The sequence below is a fragment of the Microcoleus sp. PH2017_34_RAT_O_A genome, from assembly GCF_020737885.1.
Taxonomy (GTDB): Bacteria; Cyanobacteriota; Cyanobacteriia; order Cyanobacteriales; family Microcoleaceae; genus Microcoleus.
The window spans coordinates 30,025-47,376 of sequence record NZ_JAEQDD010000060.1 but is presented as its reverse complement, the minus strand read 5'-3'; the positions used below and the strand labels follow the sequence as shown (position 1 = coordinate 47,376).

Genomic DNA, 17,352 nt, shown 5'->3' with positions numbered 1-17,352 from the left:
AGTGGCACAATATGTTCCCATTAATCTTCAAAATCCCTCACCTCCCAGACCTAAAATCTCAAAAATACCTCTCCCTTTACGGTCAAGGAACCAGACAAAAAGTCCTGAGTAGACAGAAAGACTTTCTGCTATTACTCAGCGACTTGAGTATAGTTTATAACCTCACCTTTTCCCTGCGCTATCGCTATGCACCCGGTTTGCCTTTTGACAAGCGTTTACGCATATATTTGGCAGTCAGTCAACCGGGAACAAATTCATCCGATACCCGCGTCGCCACAGATATTGAAAAGATTGTCACCCAGGGATTTCTTAAGGAATTTTATCAAATACAGTTAGCGCCAAAAGCGGAAGTGGATAAAATTCAAAATTTGAACTGGGTAAAATTCATCGGTGAAACAATCAAATATGAAGAAATAGTTTGTACAAATACTAATTACACCACCGAAGCTGGTAGTGGAAGCAACAAAAAAAAGGTTTTCAAAGATGCTTACTATGTCCCGCTGCAATTTGAAGCAGATGAAACTAATGATATGTTGGTTGTTTGTGAGACTATTGCCAGTTTCAATAGCCCTCTCCTGCTAGAAATTACCCTGGAACCTGACACCACATCTCTGCAAGAAAAATCTAGCTGGATTAACGCCCTTGACCAAATGCTATCCACATTAAGGAAATCTAACAGCGGTTCCACCTTCGGTTTGTCCAAAAATGAAGACAGAAATGCTCAATTAGTTTCTCGTATCTACGATAAATATCAATCGACTTACTTAACAGAAAGCCTCTATCGCTACAGCATAAAAGTTCTGGGAACCGATGAACTAGCTGTCCGCAGTATCCTAGGAACACTGCTGCTGAGTGGTACTAAAAAAAGTCGTTATCGCACTCTTGTACTCACTCAAAACTCTTCCGCTTTTCCCGCTAGTCTTGCAGCTACGCAACAGGGGAGAATTTCAACTTTTACCTATTGGAAAAAATGGGATAAAGAACTAGGAGACGCCTATTTTGGTAATGATTTAGTGGCTGGCACCGGTAATGTGAAAATCACTGATTTAAAACCCTTACACCGCTACGCTACGCTGAATGAAATTAGCGGCTTATTTCGCATTGTCGTTCCCAGCGATGCCCCAGTTAAGGGAATTAGCCAAGAAAATGATCTCACAAGTTTAGGTGACGAACCATGCATTGACTTTGGTGGCTACGAAACCACGCGCCCAGAAAACATCATTCAAATTGCCCTAAAACAACTCAACAAACACGCTTTCATCTGCGGTGTTCCCGGTAGTGGCAAGACAACTACAGCATTTAATTTACTGACGCAATTGTGGTGTTACGATATACCATTTCTAGTCTTTGAACCCGCCAAAACTGAATATCGTTCCCTATTAGCCATCCAACCTAACAGCAACTGCTTTCCCCCAGAACAACTGCAAAAACTCCGCACTCTCACCCAAGAATTGCGAGTTTATACCCTAGGAAATGACCTAATTTCGCCGTTTCGGTTTAATCCCTTTGAAGTTTCAACTGGTGTGCCTTTCTACGAACATATTAGCAACTTAGAAGCCAGCTTTCGCGGTGCTTTGCCGCTGTCTGGGCCCTTGCCGGCTTTGCTTTCCGAAGCTTTAGAAGAAATTTATTATGACAGAGGATGGACGGGCAGTGAAGCAGGAACACCGGATAATTTAGAAATCCCTACCATGCGGGATTTGTATGATAAAATTACGGCTTTATTTGAAACCAAAGACTATGCGGGTGAGGTTAAATCTAATTTAAAAACAGCCTTGGAAGTCCGCATTGGTAGTTTATTGCGTCGAGGGGTGGGGGCGATGTTAAATACGCAGCGCAGCAGCCCGAGTATTGATGATTTGTTGAAATATCCAACTATCTTAGAATTGGATTATCTCAACCAAGATCAGGCTAATTTGATGACGTTCTTTCTGCTAACAAAAATTAGGGAGTATGTGAAACGGCAGCGGACAGAAGGCAATGGCATTCCAGAACACATTATTTTGTTGGAAGAAGCTCATAATATTGTGGGGCGAAATCAGGGCGCGACATCCTCCGAAGATGGTAATAGTAAACAGGAAGCTGCTAATTACATCACTCGGATGTTAGCAGAAATGCGGGCGCTGCGAGAAGGAATTATTATCGCCGATCAATTGCCGACGGGGGTAGCGGCGGAAGTGGTGAAAAATACTAATGTGAAAATTGCTCACCGTCTGGTATCTGCTGATGACCGCAAAGATATCGGACAGGCTATGCTATTAGATTCCTCGCAAATTGAAGAAATTGCTCGTATCAGTCCTGGTGAGTCTTTCTTGTACATGGAAGGTTGGTATCGTCCGCGTCCTGTAAAGATTCCTTTTGAAAATAGTGCTAAGGTAAAGTTAGGGGTGGAAACTTCGATTGATAGCCAAAAGATTGCAGCTTTGATTCAGAAAAAAAGTTGGTATCGCCAGGGGCAAATGACGGTTTTGAATACTGCAATTAAGGAAGGCGATCGCCTTTCTACAGAATACCACAAAACTTTTGCTGAAATTCGCCATAAATTGCAGCCTGTTCAGCAAGAGTGTGAGGAGTTAGAACAACTGCTGAAAGAGTTAACTGCTGAAGTTTTTTATACCCTATCGGGGACATTGCGCCTTGACATCGATTCTATCCCAGAGAGTGAACTTTCGCTGATGAGGGAGTTTAAACCTAGCAGTCTTCTGAGTTTAGATGATTTACTGCCTGTTGCTAATTTAAATTTGGGAGAGTTGTTAGATTTGCGATCGCACCTCAATGCTAAACTAGATTTATTCGAGCAACGCCGCCAAGCTGTCAACGAGACTAACAGCCGGATTCCGCGCTACAAGTACCAGCAGCAATGGCTGCAACTCACTCGCCAACTGCAAACTATCCAGTGGCAATTGACAGCCTTAGCGAATTCTTTGGGTCAGCCACAGGCAGCGGCAAAACTGCAAGAGAAGTGGGATAATATTGTTTATGAACAAGACCTACTCGAAAAACAGGAGGAACCAGCACTCAAAGACACTCTCACCAAGCTAGGACAAAGTTACCAGAAATTGCGCTCTAAACTGATTGAAGTTTTAAATCGAGCGATATCGACAGCGCAATTTGATAAAGTAAAGCAAGATTTTCAAGCGGGAGGACAATAAATTTGGATTTAACGGTTAAGAATTTAGTTTTAAGTTACGAAACCTTGGCAAACCAAAGCGTTAAGCTGAATCAGTCCTACTTAAGTTTGCTCAAAGTTTATGATGAACTCAATTTTGATATTAGTCTGTTAGCTGACCTGGATCAGGCCGGCTGTTCGCCTCTCAAGGTTGTGGAGTCAATGAACCGCGATCAACTAATTATCGTGGATAAATTTACAGATTTAATCGGGTTAATTAGCAATGCCCAGAAGCATTTTGTCAGCGGTCTAGAAGCTAAAAAGTTGAGTGAAACTGCTCACGATTGCCTAGTAATGCGGAATTTTGTCAAGGGTATTGCCTTAAATCAGTTGCAGCAAATGTTCACTGAAATCAGTCTTTCATAGGAGAAGATACTATGTCTGTTGCAGAATATCAAGACCGTCAAGCTTTAGAAACTGAAATTAAAGACTATGCTAAGCAGGTTGAAACCCTCGGAGAGGAACAAAAAGACCATCAAGAAGACTTGATTAAGGTACAAAAAACTCTGCTTTCCTTTACCAGAAGTAAAGGTTTCGATCGGGTGGCTGATAGTAAGGTGATCAAGCATTTGGAAAATGCGATCGCTACCCGCGAAACTAATATCGGGGCTTGTAAAGAAAACATTGGTGCAGTTAAGCAGAAGATGGAGGCTACACAGCACAATTTAGAAAAATCTCTCGAAGAGGGAGAAAAAGCCGATCGAGAGATGGAACAAACAAAAAATTCGTTAAAGAATCCGCTTAAAGGTTTAGATGATGCCATCGATCAAAACAAAGATGATATAAAACATCGTAAAAAGCTTGGCAAAAAACTGCGAGAGATTGGTATAATGGCTGCTAAGCTGATATCGGCTAGTGCGATCGCAGCAAATGAAGTGATCGGAGTGGTCGAAAAGCTCAAGCAAATCGGAATTATTCGTTAATGATTCGTGAACAATTGGTAGGGGTAGTACCCCGTGCCTACCCCGAAATGATTGGTTAAAAATTGGTAGGGGTAGTGGATGGTGCGTGCCTACCCCAATACAGAGGGCAACCACGGGGGGTTTTCCCCTACATCAATTTCACCAATTATTTCGGATTGGTATATTCTTGAATCCGAACGTTTTGTTTATTTCTACGAATAACAGGATTTTATGGATTACAACAACATCAACACGGCTGCTGAAATTCTTAATGCTTTCCGCGCTTGCAATAATAACCCGGAAAATGAGATAGAATTATTTGAAAGATTGGCAACTCGTCCCGAACCACCGCTCGACGCTTTTATTGATATCCTAAGAGCGATTAAATTAGAAACACTTTTAGCGTTGACTATTCAAGCTTTTGGCAAAATTACTCATCCTGAGACGAAAGCCAGAATCCAGGAAAGTCAGGAATTATTGGAGTTACTGAGTCAGAAAGCTGAATCGGGATCGAGTGATTTAATTCAATGGTCTGCTGCTAGTGCGATCGAGGACATAGGATTTGATTTTTTAATGGTAGCACAGTATCTCTCTCAAGACCCTAAGAATATAATTGAGAGGATAGTAAAATCAAACAGCATTTCTAGCAGTAGTGACTCTAATGAAATAAATCGCTTTTGGAGTTATGGGCCGTTAGAAAAACCGAAAAAAGAAGCTCAGAAATGGAGGTGTGTACATACCCTCACTGGACATTCTGAACGAGTTTGCTCTCTTGCCATCAGCCCGGATGGACAGACGCTTTTTAGTGGTGGTTTTGATAAAACTATCAAGATGTGGCAGGTAAGTACACGCGAGGAACTTCGCACTCTCACTGGACATTCTGAACTAGTTTGCTCCCTTGCCATCAGCCCGGATGGACAGACGCTTTTTAGTGGTAGTTTTGATCAAACTATCAAGATGTGGCAGGTAAGTACAGGGAAGGAACTTCGCACTCTTCTCATTGATCGTTCTCCATTTGTTAATAGCCTCCCCATCAGCCCGGATGGACAGACCCTTTTTAGTGTTTTTTTTGATCGTGAAACTATCAATATTTGCCAGGTAAGTACAGGAAAGGAACTTCGCAGTCTCATTGGACATTCTGAACGAGTTTGCTCTCTAGCCATTAGCCCGGATGGACAGACGCTTTTTAGTGGTTGTTGGGATGCAACTATCAAGATGTGGCAGGTAAGTACAGGGAAGGAACTTCGCAGTCTCATTGGACATTCTCAAAAAGTTAGCTTCTTAGGCATTAGCCCGGATGGACAGACGATGGACAGACGCTTTTTAGTGGTAGTGTTGATAAAACTATCAAGATTTGGCAGGTAAGTACAGGGAAGGAACTTCACACACTCACTGGGCATTCTGAACCACTTTATTCTGTCGCCATCAGCCCGGATGGACAGACGCTTTTTAGTGGTGGTTCAGATGAAACTATCAAGATTTGGCGACAAGATTAATTTTAATGAACTTGGGAAAATGCGATGAACAACGGGATGATAACGCCGACACTAGCACGAAGTCAGAATTAATCAATTTTTACCTCTGATTTAAAGAAGATAAGAGCAGAAAAATACTTGACAATCGATCCGATAATTGCTATAGCATAATATAAGCCTAAAGTTAATAGCAAAAGTCTGTAAAAATGCCTTATTTAACAGCAGCAAACGACATCAAAGCACTCATCGCTAAATTTTCGCAAGCTAAAATCCTGTGGGTTGACACAGAAATAGCAGACTATAAATCGAACCCCAGATTATCTCTAATTCAAGTGTTAGCTGACTCCACCGATGCGACAGGAGATGCCACGTTTCTACTAGATGTCTTAGATCAACCTGAATTGGCAAAAGACTTCATCAACCAAATCATGGTCAATCCAGATATTGAAAAAGTCTTCCACAGCGCCAGCTATGACATCAGATTTCTGGGTAATGACGACGCCAAAAATGTCACTTGTACATTGCAAATGGCGAGAAAAATTCCAGCTTATATCCTGCCCTTACCCAACCGACAACTCAAAACATTAATCGAAACACTTTGCGGCATTACTTATGTAGATAAAACAGAACAAAGTGGCGATTGGGGAAAGCGTCCCCTGACCCAGAAGCAGCTAGAATATGCCAAGATGGACGCGGTTTATTTAGCTAAAGTGCACAGCCGCTTGCTAGAAATCCTTGCCGAATCTTACCCCGAACCCGCAACGGAAAACTTGATATCCTTGGGGAAAAAATATCAGCAAATAGAATCTCAGTGGAAGCCGCTTGATTCAGAAATAGCTGAAGTCAAAGAACGATTTAAAGCAGGAATGATGGCACAAAAGCTCAAAGATAGTTCTTGTTTTCAGCTTTCCAGTTCGATAACTATGAAAGTTGATTTTATGACGCTGGCGAAACTGACACAAACTCAGCAAATTGAGTTAAATTTTCCGGTGACGCTGACGAAAGAAATTCAAAAACAATTAGGGGAAGTCATCTCTCATCCATCTTTGCAAGTTGAGGATATTGCTAGTTGGCGGTTGAATTCTAATGTACAGCAGCGGCGAAAATCTACTACTAAGAAAATTGTCCCGGAACCGGAGAGTGAAGATTTAACAGCGTTGGGGAAAAGGTATCAAGAAATTTTGCCTGAATGGAAGTTGCTGGATTCGGAAGTTGAGCATCTGAAAGAACGGATTAAAAAAGCAATGTTGGTGCAAAATAAGAGCAATACTCCTGATTTTAAGTTATCCAGTTCTTCGATTTTGAAGGTAGATTTTGCTAGCTTGGCTAAACTTGTGCAATCTGCGGGAGTTGAGTTGGATTTTATGGTGACGCTGACTCAATACATCCAAAAGCAGTTGGGGGATGCAATTAACACAATTGATGTGCAAATTGAGTATATTACCAGTTGGCGGATGACGGCTAATACTGTGGAAGATGAAGATGAGGAAATCCCGTTTTAAGCAATATCTTGGGTATGTTGTTGCGCTTCAGCGCTCTTTATCTTATGTATGAAAGAGCGCTGAAGCACAACTACGTACCTAAAAAATAATCCCGCAAAGGTATGTTGTTGCGCTTCAGCGCTCTTTATCTTATGTATGAAAGAGCGCTGAAGCGCAACTACGTACCTAAAAATAATCCCGCAAAGGTATGTTGTGGCGCTTCAGCGCTCTTTATCTTATGTATGAAAGAGCGCTGAAGCGCAACTACGTACCTGACTGCGAACCTTTGTTCCTACTTTCCTACCGTGAAATACTCATTTTTAGCGTACACGCTAATTATGCAGTCGCCGACTTCAAAAAACATCCCCTCTTGCTCATCTTTAGAAAATTGCAAGTTGCCGTATTTAGCATTGATTTCCTCAGCAGTCGCCGCCTTCGCTTCCATTTCATCGGGAATAAGTCCGGTTGAACCGATGTAGAAAACTAGCGGCGAAACTTTCTCAGCATACACTTTTTCGGCGTAGGTTTCCAGTTGCTCGTTTGCACGGGTTAAAGCAGCGACAAATTCGTCTCGCTTGACATCTTCTTCTTGCCATTTTGCTTGCAAAAGTCTGAGCAAGCTGTCTGCACCAACTTTGGCTAAGGTAGCGCTAACAATTCCGTTATTCTCCAATCCCAAAAAGTCATCGAAAATTTGTTTCATTAAGTCGTCAACTTTGGTGATTTTGGTGCGGGATGAAACTGTTTTGTGTGCGAAGACGACAGGCTCATCTAAGGTGATGTGAAATGTCGGTTTTGCCAGCTTTTCGCCCGTGTTTTTGTGGTAAACTTCGTACAGGCGATCGAGAAATTTGTTGGCTGAGTGCAGTTTGGCGAAGTTGAGGATGTTTTTGCTGCCGATGTCGATTTTGTAGCTGACTCGCGAATCTACTGTACCATTCGCGATCGCACTTTTCAACTCTGTGTACTCCGTCGTCGTTGGAAAGTTGAGATAAAGGCTTTTCGACAGATAGTGCTGTTTCAACTCTTCCAACTGTTGAGCCGTATAACTCTCGGATGCTTCCTTCAAATGAGCCGAGAGAATGCTGGAGAGAATTTTAATGTTTGCGAGTTCCTCAAACACTCCGTCAAGGCTGCCGTAACGTCCGTCAAACGGCACTAGCGGCAAACTGTCTAAGTTAATATCGTACTCCGAATGGAAGTCAAAATCTCCCGCAGGCGAGCCGTCTTGTTGGAGGACACCGCATTTTTTGAGCAAATCAAACACTGCTTTGCTGCTGATTTTGGTTCGCAGCGACTTGATATTAACTTCGCCGTCGCTGACAATGGTATAGTTGTTGAAAGTATTCAGGTCTGTCACCAGAATTCCTGCCACTTCTGCGATCGCACTTCCATCCTCAACTTTTACCAGTTTAACTTTCCTGGTAATCAGCATATTGATGGTAGCGGTATTTTGATTGATCGCAAATGAACCCATCCGCACGTATTCGCCGCCATCTAAGAATTCTGTTTTCAGCCAAGGCTTGACAAGGTTGCCGTTTTCATCTCGCTTTCCTTCAACTCGCTTCAAACCTTTGCGCTGATAGTTTTCTTGCAAGTGTTTCAAGTTGATGATGATGCTGTTGCTGTTTTCCTCCAATATCTCGATCAACTCCAGCAGGGAAATTTTATCGCTGACTTTTACCCGATCGCCAATTTCATGATTTTGCAACACATCAGGCGCAAACACAGCCCGTTCCAAATCCTCCGTAAACTCGGCTAGTTGAGCATTTGTCAAAGCTTTCGCGTGTTTTTCCGTCAAAGTAGCATCGAAGGTACTCGCCAGCGCATACTTCGCCGTATTCAAATTGCCGTCAGCGAGGTTAGCTTTCGCAAAAGCAAACACCGACTCATCAGTTTGAGCAACCGGAACTTCTAATTTGTCATACTCATCTTTGGTGACTTGCTGATACTTGTAAAACAGTCCCGCATCGTCTGCTTTCAGCCCGCAGATTTTCAGCGTACTCGATGAACCGCTGATTTTTTTGCCAGTTTTGGAAACAAAAACTTGATAATCGTATTCCTTGATTAACGGTTCTTCCAGCGGTGGCGCCACCGAATCACCTAACAGTTTTGTGCTGTCGTACAGAGCATCATAAACCATTTTAACTTCGCCAGCGCGGATGCAATTTCCCGATAAAGTGTTGGCGATTTTTGAGAGCAGTTTGAAGTCAGCAGAAGCATAGGATATCGTGTTGGCAAACACATCCATGTCCTTAAGTTCGTTGCAGATTTCCGCTAGTTTTGCCGCTTCGGCATTAGGACTCGGGTCATTTGCATAACCGTCTGTGTGCAAGTTAATTGCTGTCACTTCTCCTGCTTTTACGAGAGATTTAGCAAGCTGCATCGACTGCGATATGCAGGTACAGCCAGCGGTTTGGATATTTTTAATTTGTTTGATGTATTGAGAATCAATCTTCGTCACTTCTTGAATGGGAATTCGCTGGAAGTGACAAATTACGTCTCCATTGTCAGCGTAGGAAATGAGGCTGACAATTAGTTGGTAATTGTTATATTCGTCTAAAGTCAAAAGCTTGACTAGGGTTTCTTTCAGCGGTTTTAAGTCAGAATACATCGAGCCGGAGCGATCGATAATGATGATGCTGTGGGCGACGGATTTTTCGGGGATATCGCCTGGTGTTCTTTCGAGATTGAGGCGATCGACTAAATAGAATGCCTTTTCATTTCCGGCAAAATTGTAGAGGGTAAATTTGGTGCGATTATTCGAGGCTGCTTGGCTGCTGGAACTTTTGACCTGAGATGATTGTTTTGCTTGCCGTGCCATACTTTTCACTCGTGTTGATTTATTCCTCAACACTATCTTGACACGCCCTTTTGTCGGTGTCAAGGCCTGTTGAGGAAAATTATCTGCTAGGCTAAATAAGCATTAATGCTTAGCAACAGTTGCCAAAAGTAGTGTGCATCAAGGCCACAGAAACCGGGTTTTTTACCGAATCTGCGGGTAAAAACGAAATATTTTCGTAAAAACCCGGTTTCTGACCACCCGCGCCAGTCCTAAAATATTTAATCAATAATGCTTAATTTAGCAAATCCGCTGCTCAAACTCTATCTAAATCTAATCGGATGGGTAGCGTTTGGATTCATTCTCGGCCGCCTGCTACCGAGAAGTTATTCTACTTATTTAGCCAAGTTTCTGTTCTTTTTTGGCACACCGCTGAGCATTGTTGCTTTTATCCGGCGCGCCAATTTGTCTGGTCCTATTTTGATTGCACCGCTGATAGCTTGCGGGGCAATTCTAGCGGGTGGCGGACTTGCTTGGATTGCGATAAATTTCGGCTGGGGCGAGGAACGTCTCAAGACTATTAATCCAGGCAAAAATACCTCGGAAGCCAAAACTGCTTGGAGTTTGCCGACTCAAGGCAGTTTTTTATTAGCGGCGATGTTTGGTAATACGGGTTTTTTAGGCATTCCGATCACCTTGTCTTTGTTGGGCCCGGAACACTTTGCTTGGGGGTTGTTTTACGACTTGCTGGGCACTGGTACGGCAATCAATTTACTCGGAATTGCGATCGCCTCTGGCTGCGGTAACAGCCATCTACACCAGCATTGGTTAAGTCCCCTGCGGGCAATTTTGCAGAATCCGGCACTGTGGGCTCTGGGTATGGGATTTGTCTCGCGCAATTGGCCACTGCCGGCACCAATCGAAGATTTGTTAACAACAGGTGCTTGGGCTGTAATTAGTTTATCTTTGATTACGATCGGGATGCAGTTGAGCAAGTTGAATTCTTTGCACAATCTCAAACAAGTTTTGAGTTGTCTGTCAATTAAAATGCTGTTAATTCCCTTGGTATTTGGCGCGGGTTTAACGTTTGTTGGCATTACGGGCGCGCCGCGGCTTTCGCTGGTGCTGCAAATGGCAATGCCTCCGGCTTTTGGTACTACTTTGCTGGCTGAAGTTTTTAATCTCGATCGCGAATTGACCGTAACTGCGATCGGCATTGGCTGCGTTACGTTATTATTCACTATTCCAATCTGGATGCTGCTATTTAGTTTTTCATGAAAATAGAATCTGATTAGTTTAAGCAGCGCGTTGTTTTAGTGATATGAATCACAACAATTGAGCGATCTATGTCATGTTCATTTTACTTAACAATCATGGAAGTTGGAACTCTATTCCCTTCTGTTAAGCTACAAATAGCCTACGGATGAGGCAGATAATCAAAGTATGACAACTGAAAATTTTACATTCACAGGTTATGAAATTGTCGATCGCATTTACTCAGGCACTCGCACCCTAGTTTATCGAGGTTTCCGTACTAGCGACAAACAGCCAGTCGCCATCAAAGTCTTGTGCAGCAAGTATCCCAGCTTTAGCGAACTCGTGCAATTTCGCAATCAGTATACGATCGCCAAAAACCTCAATTTACCCGGAATCATCGAAACCTACAGCTTAAAAGCTTACCAAAACAGCTATGCGCTGGTAATGGAAGACTTCGGGGGAATCTCTCTGAAGGAATGGAGGGAACAAGCGGAAACTGCGCCGAATTTGAGGGATTTTCTGCAAATGGCGATCGACATCAGCAGTACATTAGATATACTCTGCCGCCACCGCATCATTCACAAAGACATTAAACCCGCCAATATTTTAATTAATCCAGAAACAAAACAACTCAAACTAATTGACTTTAGCATCGCATCTTTGCTGCCCAGGGAAACTCAAACCCTGATGAATCCTAACGTGCTGGAAGGGACACTCGGCTATTTGTCTCCCGAACAAACTGGAAGGATGAATCGCGGCATTGACTACCGCACTGATTTTTACTCTTTGGGCGTGACTTTCTATGAATTGCTGGCGGGAGAATTGCCGTTTCAATCCCACGATGTGATGGAATTGGTGCACTGTCATATTGCCAAGCAACCGCCATCGCTGCATGAAATTAAGCCGGAAATCCCGCAGGTACTCTCGGAGATTGTCAGCAAATTGATGGCCAAAAATGCTGAAAACCGCTATCAGAGCGCCTTAGGACTAAAATTTGATTTAGAATTGTGCTTGAGTCAACTAGAAGAAAGTGGTCAAATTGGAAGTTTTGCCATAGCCCAGAGGGATTTGTGCGATCGCTTTATCATACCAGAGAAGCTCTACGGGAGAGAAACCGAAGTAAAAACCCTACTCGAAGCCTTTGATCGCGTTGCATCCCCCCGAACCTCGGGGGGACAGAGGGGGGTCGAAATGATGTTAGTAGCTGGTTTTTCCGGGATTGGGAAAACAGTTGTAGTTAACGAAGTCCACAAACCAATTGTGCGGCAGCGGGGTTATTTCATCAAAGGGAAATTCGACCAATTTAACCGCAATATTCCATTTTCAGCATTTGTCCAAGCCTTGCGAGATTTAATGGGACAATTGCTATCAGAATCAGACGCTCAATTGCAAACGTGGACAGCTAAAATTCTCTCAGAAGTTGGAGACAACGGACAAGTTTTAATTGAGGTAATTCCCGAACTGGAACTGATTATTGGTGAGCAACCCGCAGCAACAGAACTATCAGGCAGTGCAGCACAAAATCGATTTAACTTATTATTCCAAAAATTTATTGGAGTTTTTACCACCGCAGAGCATCCGCTGGTGGTGTTTTTGGATGATTTGCAGTGGTCAGATTCGGCTTCACTTCAGTTGATCAAACTATTGATGAGTGACAATAGCTATTTACTGATGTTGGGAGCCTATCGAGACAATGAAGTTTCACCCATCCACCCATTTATATTGACCGTAGAAGAAATCAGAAAAGCGAACGCGATCGTTAACACAATTACTCTGGCACCGTTGGCGTTTAATGACACCAATCATCTGGTTGCCGATACATTGAATTGTTCGAGGGAACTGGCTCAACCGCTGACGGAGTTAATCGATCGCAAAACGAAAGGTAATCCCTTTTTTGCGACACAGTTTCTTAAAGCTCTGTATGAAGAGGGCTGCATCATGTTCGATCGCGATCACCGTTATTGGGAATGTGATATTGCCCAAGTGAATGCGCTGGCGCTTACTGATGATGTTGTTGAGTTTATGGCAGTGCAATTGCAGAAATTGCCCTTGGAGACACAACAGGTACTCAAATTAGCGGCTTGTGTGGGTAATCAGTTTGATTTGGGGACGTTGGCGATCGTCTCTGAGCAGTCTCAAACCGATGCCGCAACTGCATTGTGGAAAGCATTGCAAGAGGGCTTAATTCTACCGACGAGCCAAGTCTATAAGTTCTTTCAAGGTACAGAACAGTCAGCTTATCCGGAGTCTGTCAATCCAACGTATCGATTTTTGCACGATCGCATCCAACAAGCCGCCTATTCTCTGATTCCCGATGACCAAAAACAACAGACACACTGGAAAATTGGTCACTTACTGTTAAAGAATCTGTCTCCGCAGGAACAAGTTGAACAGATTTTTGAGATCGTTAATCAACTGAATTTAGGGAGAACGACGATCTCCAATCCAGTCCAGAAATACCAACTGGCTAAGTTAAATCTGCAAGCTGGACAAAAGGCAAAAGTTTCAGCCGCCTATCAAGCGGCTCAGAATTATTGTGAAATTGGCATTGATTTATTAGCCGCTGAGTCTTGGCAGGTAGACTATGAATTAGCCTACGCCCTACATCGAGATGCCTCAGAAGCCGCTTATCTCTGTGGTAATTTCGACCAAGCAGAAACACTCTATGCGGTCACCCTGACCCAAGCCCAAACACCCCTAGACAAAGCGGTGATTTATCGGGTGCAGATGACTCAATACCAACTTCAGGGTCGCAATAAAGAAGCGATCGCCATTCAACGCCAAAGCCTCCAACTGCTGGGCTGGGGAATGCCCATAGAACCAGAAAGCATCCAAGCCAGCCTCGATGAACAAATTGCTGCGGTCAATCAATTCTTAGAACAGCAAGCAATTGAATCGATTCTTGGTTTGCCAAAGATGACGAATGACACCATTGCAGAAATGTTGAGGATATTACAAATTCTGTTCTATGCAGCATGGCTGGATGGTCAATCTACGTTGGCGCTACTTGCACTAGCTAAGATGACAACTTTGTCGTTACAGCACGGCAACAGCGATATGTCTCCCTTTGGCTATGTGGGTTACGGTCTAATCGCTAATGCCTTACTCAAAGATGCTGCCCAAGCTTATCAATTTGGTAATGTAGTGATACGACTTTGTGAACAATTTGATAATACTGATGTGCGGGGGATGACCAATTTCCTGTTTGCTGCCGATGTGCATAGTTGGAGTCGTCCCCTGCAAGCAGCCGATACCTACTATGACAATGCTTTTAAGTGTGGGATGGATGCTGGGAACTGGCTGACCGTAGGCTTCACGATCATCCAAAGTGGCTCCGATCGGTTGACCTATGGCAAAAACTTGAATGACCTGTATGCGATCGCCCAAACCCATACAGAGTTTCTTCGTCAGATTAAAAGTTTAGAGAATCTCGATGCCCTCACCGTTGGTGTGCTGCAACCCATTCGTCATCTTCTGGGGTTAACAACCACCCCCTTGAGCTTTGATGATGAAGGGTTCAGTGAAGCAGAGTATTTGCAAAAATATCACGACGCGCCCTATCATTTGGCATGGTTTTATTCGGTCAAAATTCGTCATGCTTTCCTGTTCAATCAACAAGCTACCTATCCAAAATTAATTCCTCAACTCCACATCATTGAGGAAACTGTTCCCAGCCATGCCAAAGTGCCGTCCAGTGTCTTTTATGTCATACTCATGCACTTGGCACTGATTGAGATTGCTGACGATGCTGCTGAGCGTCAGTCCCATTGGCAAGCCATCTTACCTCTGGAAGAACGGTTAACCCGTTGGCAGCAAGATTGTCCAGAAAATATTGAGCATAAGTGCCTTTTGATCCAAGCAGAAAAAGCCCGGCTCAACGGGCAAAAATCAGAAGCAATCGATTTGTATGACCAATCTATTGCCCAAGCTCAGACTCACGAGTATGGCTATGAAGCAGCCCTCGCCAACGAACTTGCTGCCAAGTTTTATCTAGACTGGGGTAAAGAAAAAATTGCCCAGGATTATTTGGCAAATGCCTACTACGGTTATGCACGCTGGGGTGCAAAAGCCAAAATTGATGACTTAGAACAACGCTATCCCGAACTTCTTGCTCCCATATTTCAGACCAAACAAAACCGTTCTGCAATCAGCGAAATTCGGCTACAAACCATCAATCAATCCTCAGTTTTACATCAAACCTTCCAAACAACTCAATCTAGCAGCAGTAGTATTTCCGAAGCCCTAGATTTAGACACTATTTTTAAAGCCTCCCAAGCTCTATCGAGTGAAATTGAATTAGAAAAATTGCAGGCGGCACTAATGTCTGTGTTGCTCGAAAATGCCGGGGCTACAAAAGCAGTTCTGCTGTTGGTTAAGCAGGGGAATCTCGCAGTCGAAGCTGTCGCCTCTATCAAGGAAAATGTCATCTCAATGTCTGTGCCGCTGTCAGCTAGTGCAGAGGTTCCTGCTGCTGCGGTTAACTACGTCAAGCGCACTTTGAAAACTGTTGTTTTGGATAATGCAGCAGCACAAAACGATTTTATGGCAGAGCCGTATTTGATGGAGCAAAAACCCAAAAGTCTTCTTTGCGGGCCGATTTTGCATCAAGGTAAATTAATTGGGTTGCTGTATCTAGAAAATAACTTGACTATTGGGGCATTTACTGGCGATCGCACTCAAGTCATCCAAATGTTGTGCGCCCAAGCAGCGATTTCGCTCGAAAATGCCCGCTTGTACCAACAATCTCAAGCTTATGCCCAAAAATTAGAACGATCGCTCTTTGACTTGCAACAAGCCCAGTTACAGCTCGTACAGAGCGAAAAAATGTCCGCCTTGGGCAATCTCGTCGCCGGAGTCGCCCACGAAATCAACAATCCTGTCGGCTTTATTAACGGCAATATTGACGAAGCAACGACTACCATCAAAGATGTGATTAACCACTTGAGATTATATCAAGAAAAGCTGCCAAATCCCGGCAAAGAAATCGAACAAGATGCTGAGGATATTGATTTGGAGTATGCCTTATCAGATTTGCCCAAGATGCTGTCATCAATGAAAGTAGGGTGCGATCGCATTCGCGGCATCAGCACCAGCCTCCGCACCTTCTCCAGGGCTGACAAAGACTACAAAGTTCCCTTTAATATTCATGATGGCATTGACAGTACGCTCTTAATTCTCAAACACCGGCTGAAAGCTAACGAACACCGTCCGGCGATCGAAGTTGTCACCGATTACGGAAATCTGCCTCAAATCGAATGTTTTCCCGGTCAACTGAACCAAGTTTTTATGAATTTGCTCAGCAATGCGATCGATGCCCTAGATGAATCAAATTATGGACGAAGTTTTGCGGCAATTGAAAACAATCCAAATCGGATTACTATTCGCACAATGGTAGAAGGTGAATCTGTGAAAATTGCGATCGCCGATAACGGCAAGGGAATGTCGTCCGAGGTAAAAGAGCGGATTTTCGACCATTTATTTACCACAAAAGCTGTGGGGCAAGGCACGGGATTGGGATTGGCGATCGCCCGTCAAATTATTGTCGAAAAACATGGCGGTAATATCACAGTTAATTCTACTCCAGGACAAAGTACAGAATTTATCATTACCCTTCCCATTTATGCGGGATAATATTTTTGACAAGTTGATGCCTAGAATGTTAAACATCAAGTAAATTACAGCATTTTTCAGGTATGTTCGGGACATACCAGAGGTAGGGACACGGCAATGCCGTGTCCCTACAGGCTATTGAATGTACTTCAGAAACCAGCAATCTACTGCAGATCGCGGATCGAAATGCGTCCTGAAATGTCAAGTCAAAAACCCAGTTTTCCATCGCGTCTGCGTAATTCCCGATCGTTTACAATACCAGCAACCGCAAGTTAAAATATCGATCGAGTTGGGATCTATATAAATTGTTCGGGCGAGGCGATCGAAGATATCGAAGTCGCCGGGGAACTTCAGGATGCAAATGCGACGGCTTTTAGCCGAGAAGTTATCCGCCTTGCTGAAGCTTGCGAACTCAAACAACTGCGGCTCTTCATTACTTGTTATGCTAAAAGTGTCCGTGAAGTTGGCTGAAACCCTTTCTGGTCAATAAGTCTATTCGTTATGGCTATCATTTGAGGTGCTGACTTTCGCGACCATCCACTAGAATCGTTGATTTTACAGGCAATTTATGATGTTTAATTAATAAATTAGCATAAAAGGTAATGAAGAGCCACAACTGCGAACATTTATCCAAAACTACCTCGCTTAATAGAAGCCGAAACCCATGCCATGCCAA

Annotated in this window: 9 protein-coding genes and 1 pseudogene; 8 read left to right on the top strand and 2 right to left on the bottom strand. The window is 43.5% G+C overall.

The features are described 5' to 3' along the window. Nucleotides 1-11 precede the first annotated feature (11 nt). From JGK11_RS20110 to JGK11_RS20085, 6 genes and pseudogenes are all read left to right on the top strand, one after another. Nucleotides 12-3,152, top strand: coding sequence for a hypothetical protein (locus tag JGK11_RS20110; RefSeq protein ID WP_293212595.1), 3,141 nt, complete (start codon nt 12-14; stop codon nt 3,150-3,152). 2 nt (nt 3,153-3,154) lie between these two features. After that, nucleotides 3,155-3,535: a hypothetical protein gene (locus JGK11_RS20105; protein WP_293212593.1), complete on the top strand. Its 381-nt coding sequence runs from the start codon at nt 3,155-3,157 to the stop codon at nt 3,533-3,535. An 11-nt stretch (nt 3,536-3,546) separates the two neighbouring features. Continuing rightward, nucleotides 3,547-4,092 carry a hypothetical protein gene (locus tag JGK11_RS20100; protein WP_293212591.1) on the top strand — a complete coding sequence of 182 codons (546 nt, stop codon included), beginning with the start codon at nt 3,547-3,549 and terminating at the stop codon, nt 4,090-4,092. Between the two features lie 210 nt (nt 4,093-4,302). Continuing rightward, the gene (locus JGK11_RS20095; RefSeq protein ID WP_366053909.1) at nt 4,303-5,436 is read left to right on the top strand and encodes a WD40 repeat domain-containing protein; all 1,134 of its coding nucleotides are present in this window, start codon (nt 4,303-4,305) and stop codon (nt 5,434-5,436) included. After that, nucleotides 5,397-5,567 (top strand): annotated as a pseudogene (locus tag JGK11_RS20090) (WD40 repeat domain-containing protein); the annotation flags it as partial. The gene JGK11_RS20095 and the pseudogene JGK11_RS20090, both read left to right, overlap by 40 nt. Before the next feature lie 185 nt (nt 5,568-5,752). Beyond that, entirely contained in the window at nt 5,753-7,048 is a 1,296-nt protein-coding gene (locus JGK11_RS20085; RefSeq protein WP_293212589.1) for a ribonuclease D, read from the top strand. Between the two features lie 271 nt (nt 7,049-7,319). On the opposite strand, the gene JGK11_RS20080 is transcribed toward JGK11_RS20085, so the two are convergent. After that, nucleotides 7,320-9,851, bottom strand: a complete 2,532-nt coding sequence (locus JGK11_RS20080; RefSeq protein ID WP_293212587.1) for a VWA domain-containing protein — start codon at nt 9,849-9,851, stop codon at nt 7,320-7,322. A 249-nt stretch (nt 9,852-10,100) separates the two neighbouring features. Here JGK11_RS20080 and JGK11_RS20075 point away from each other — a divergent pair, with 249 nt between their 5' ends. Both JGK11_RS20075 and JGK11_RS20070 read left to right on the top strand, forming a co-directional pair. Beyond that, nucleotides 10,101-11,087, top strand: a complete 987-nt coding sequence (locus JGK11_RS20075; RefSeq protein ID WP_293197240.1) for an AEC family transporter — start codon at nt 10,101-10,103, stop codon at nt 11,085-11,087. 165 nt (nt 11,088-11,252) lie between these two features. Beyond that, nucleotides 11,253-16,697, top strand: a complete 5,445-nt coding sequence (locus tag JGK11_RS20070) for an ATP-binding sensor histidine kinase (protein ID WP_293179741.1) — start codon at nt 11,253-11,255, stop codon at nt 16,695-16,697. A gap of 180 nt (nt 16,698-16,877) precedes the next feature. Here the strand turns inward: JGK11_RS20070 and JGK11_RS20065 are convergent, their stop codons facing one another. Beyond that, the gene (locus JGK11_RS20065; RefSeq protein ID WP_293179744.1) at nt 16,878-17,096 is read right to left on the bottom strand and encodes a hypothetical protein; all 219 of its coding nucleotides are present in this window, start codon (nt 17,094-17,096) and stop codon (nt 16,878-16,880) included. Between the last annotated feature and the right edge of the window lie 256 nt (nt 17,097-17,352).

What these genes read in the sequence shown, in the direction of transcription:
- JGK11_RS20075 (WP_293197240.1), top strand. Translation starts at nt 10,101, where the DNA reads ATGCTTAATTTAGCAAATCCGCTGCTCAAACTCTATCTAAATCTAATC.
- JGK11_RS20070 (WP_293179741.1), top strand. Translation starts at nt 11,253, where the DNA reads ATGACAACTGAAAATTTTACATTCACAGGTTATGAAATTGTCGATCGC.
- JGK11_RS20080 (WP_293212587.1), bottom strand. Translation starts at nt 9,851, where the DNA reads ATGGCACGGCAAGCAAAACAATCATCTCAGGTCAAAAGTTCCAGCAGC.
- JGK11_RS20110 (WP_293212595.1), top strand. Translation starts at nt 12, where the DNA reads ATGTTCCCATTAATCTTCAAAATCCCTCACCTCCCAGACCTAAAATCT.
- JGK11_RS20095 (WP_366053909.1), top strand. Translation starts at nt 4,303, where the DNA reads ATGGATTACAACAACATCAACACGGCTGCTGAAATTCTTAATGCTTTC.
- JGK11_RS20085 (WP_293212589.1), top strand. Translation starts at nt 5,753, where the DNA reads ATGCCTTATTTAACAGCAGCAAACGACATCAAAGCACTCATCGCTAAA.
- JGK11_RS20100 (WP_293212591.1), top strand. Translation starts at nt 3,547, where the DNA reads ATGTCTGTTGCAGAATATCAAGACCGTCAAGCTTTAGAAACTGAAATT.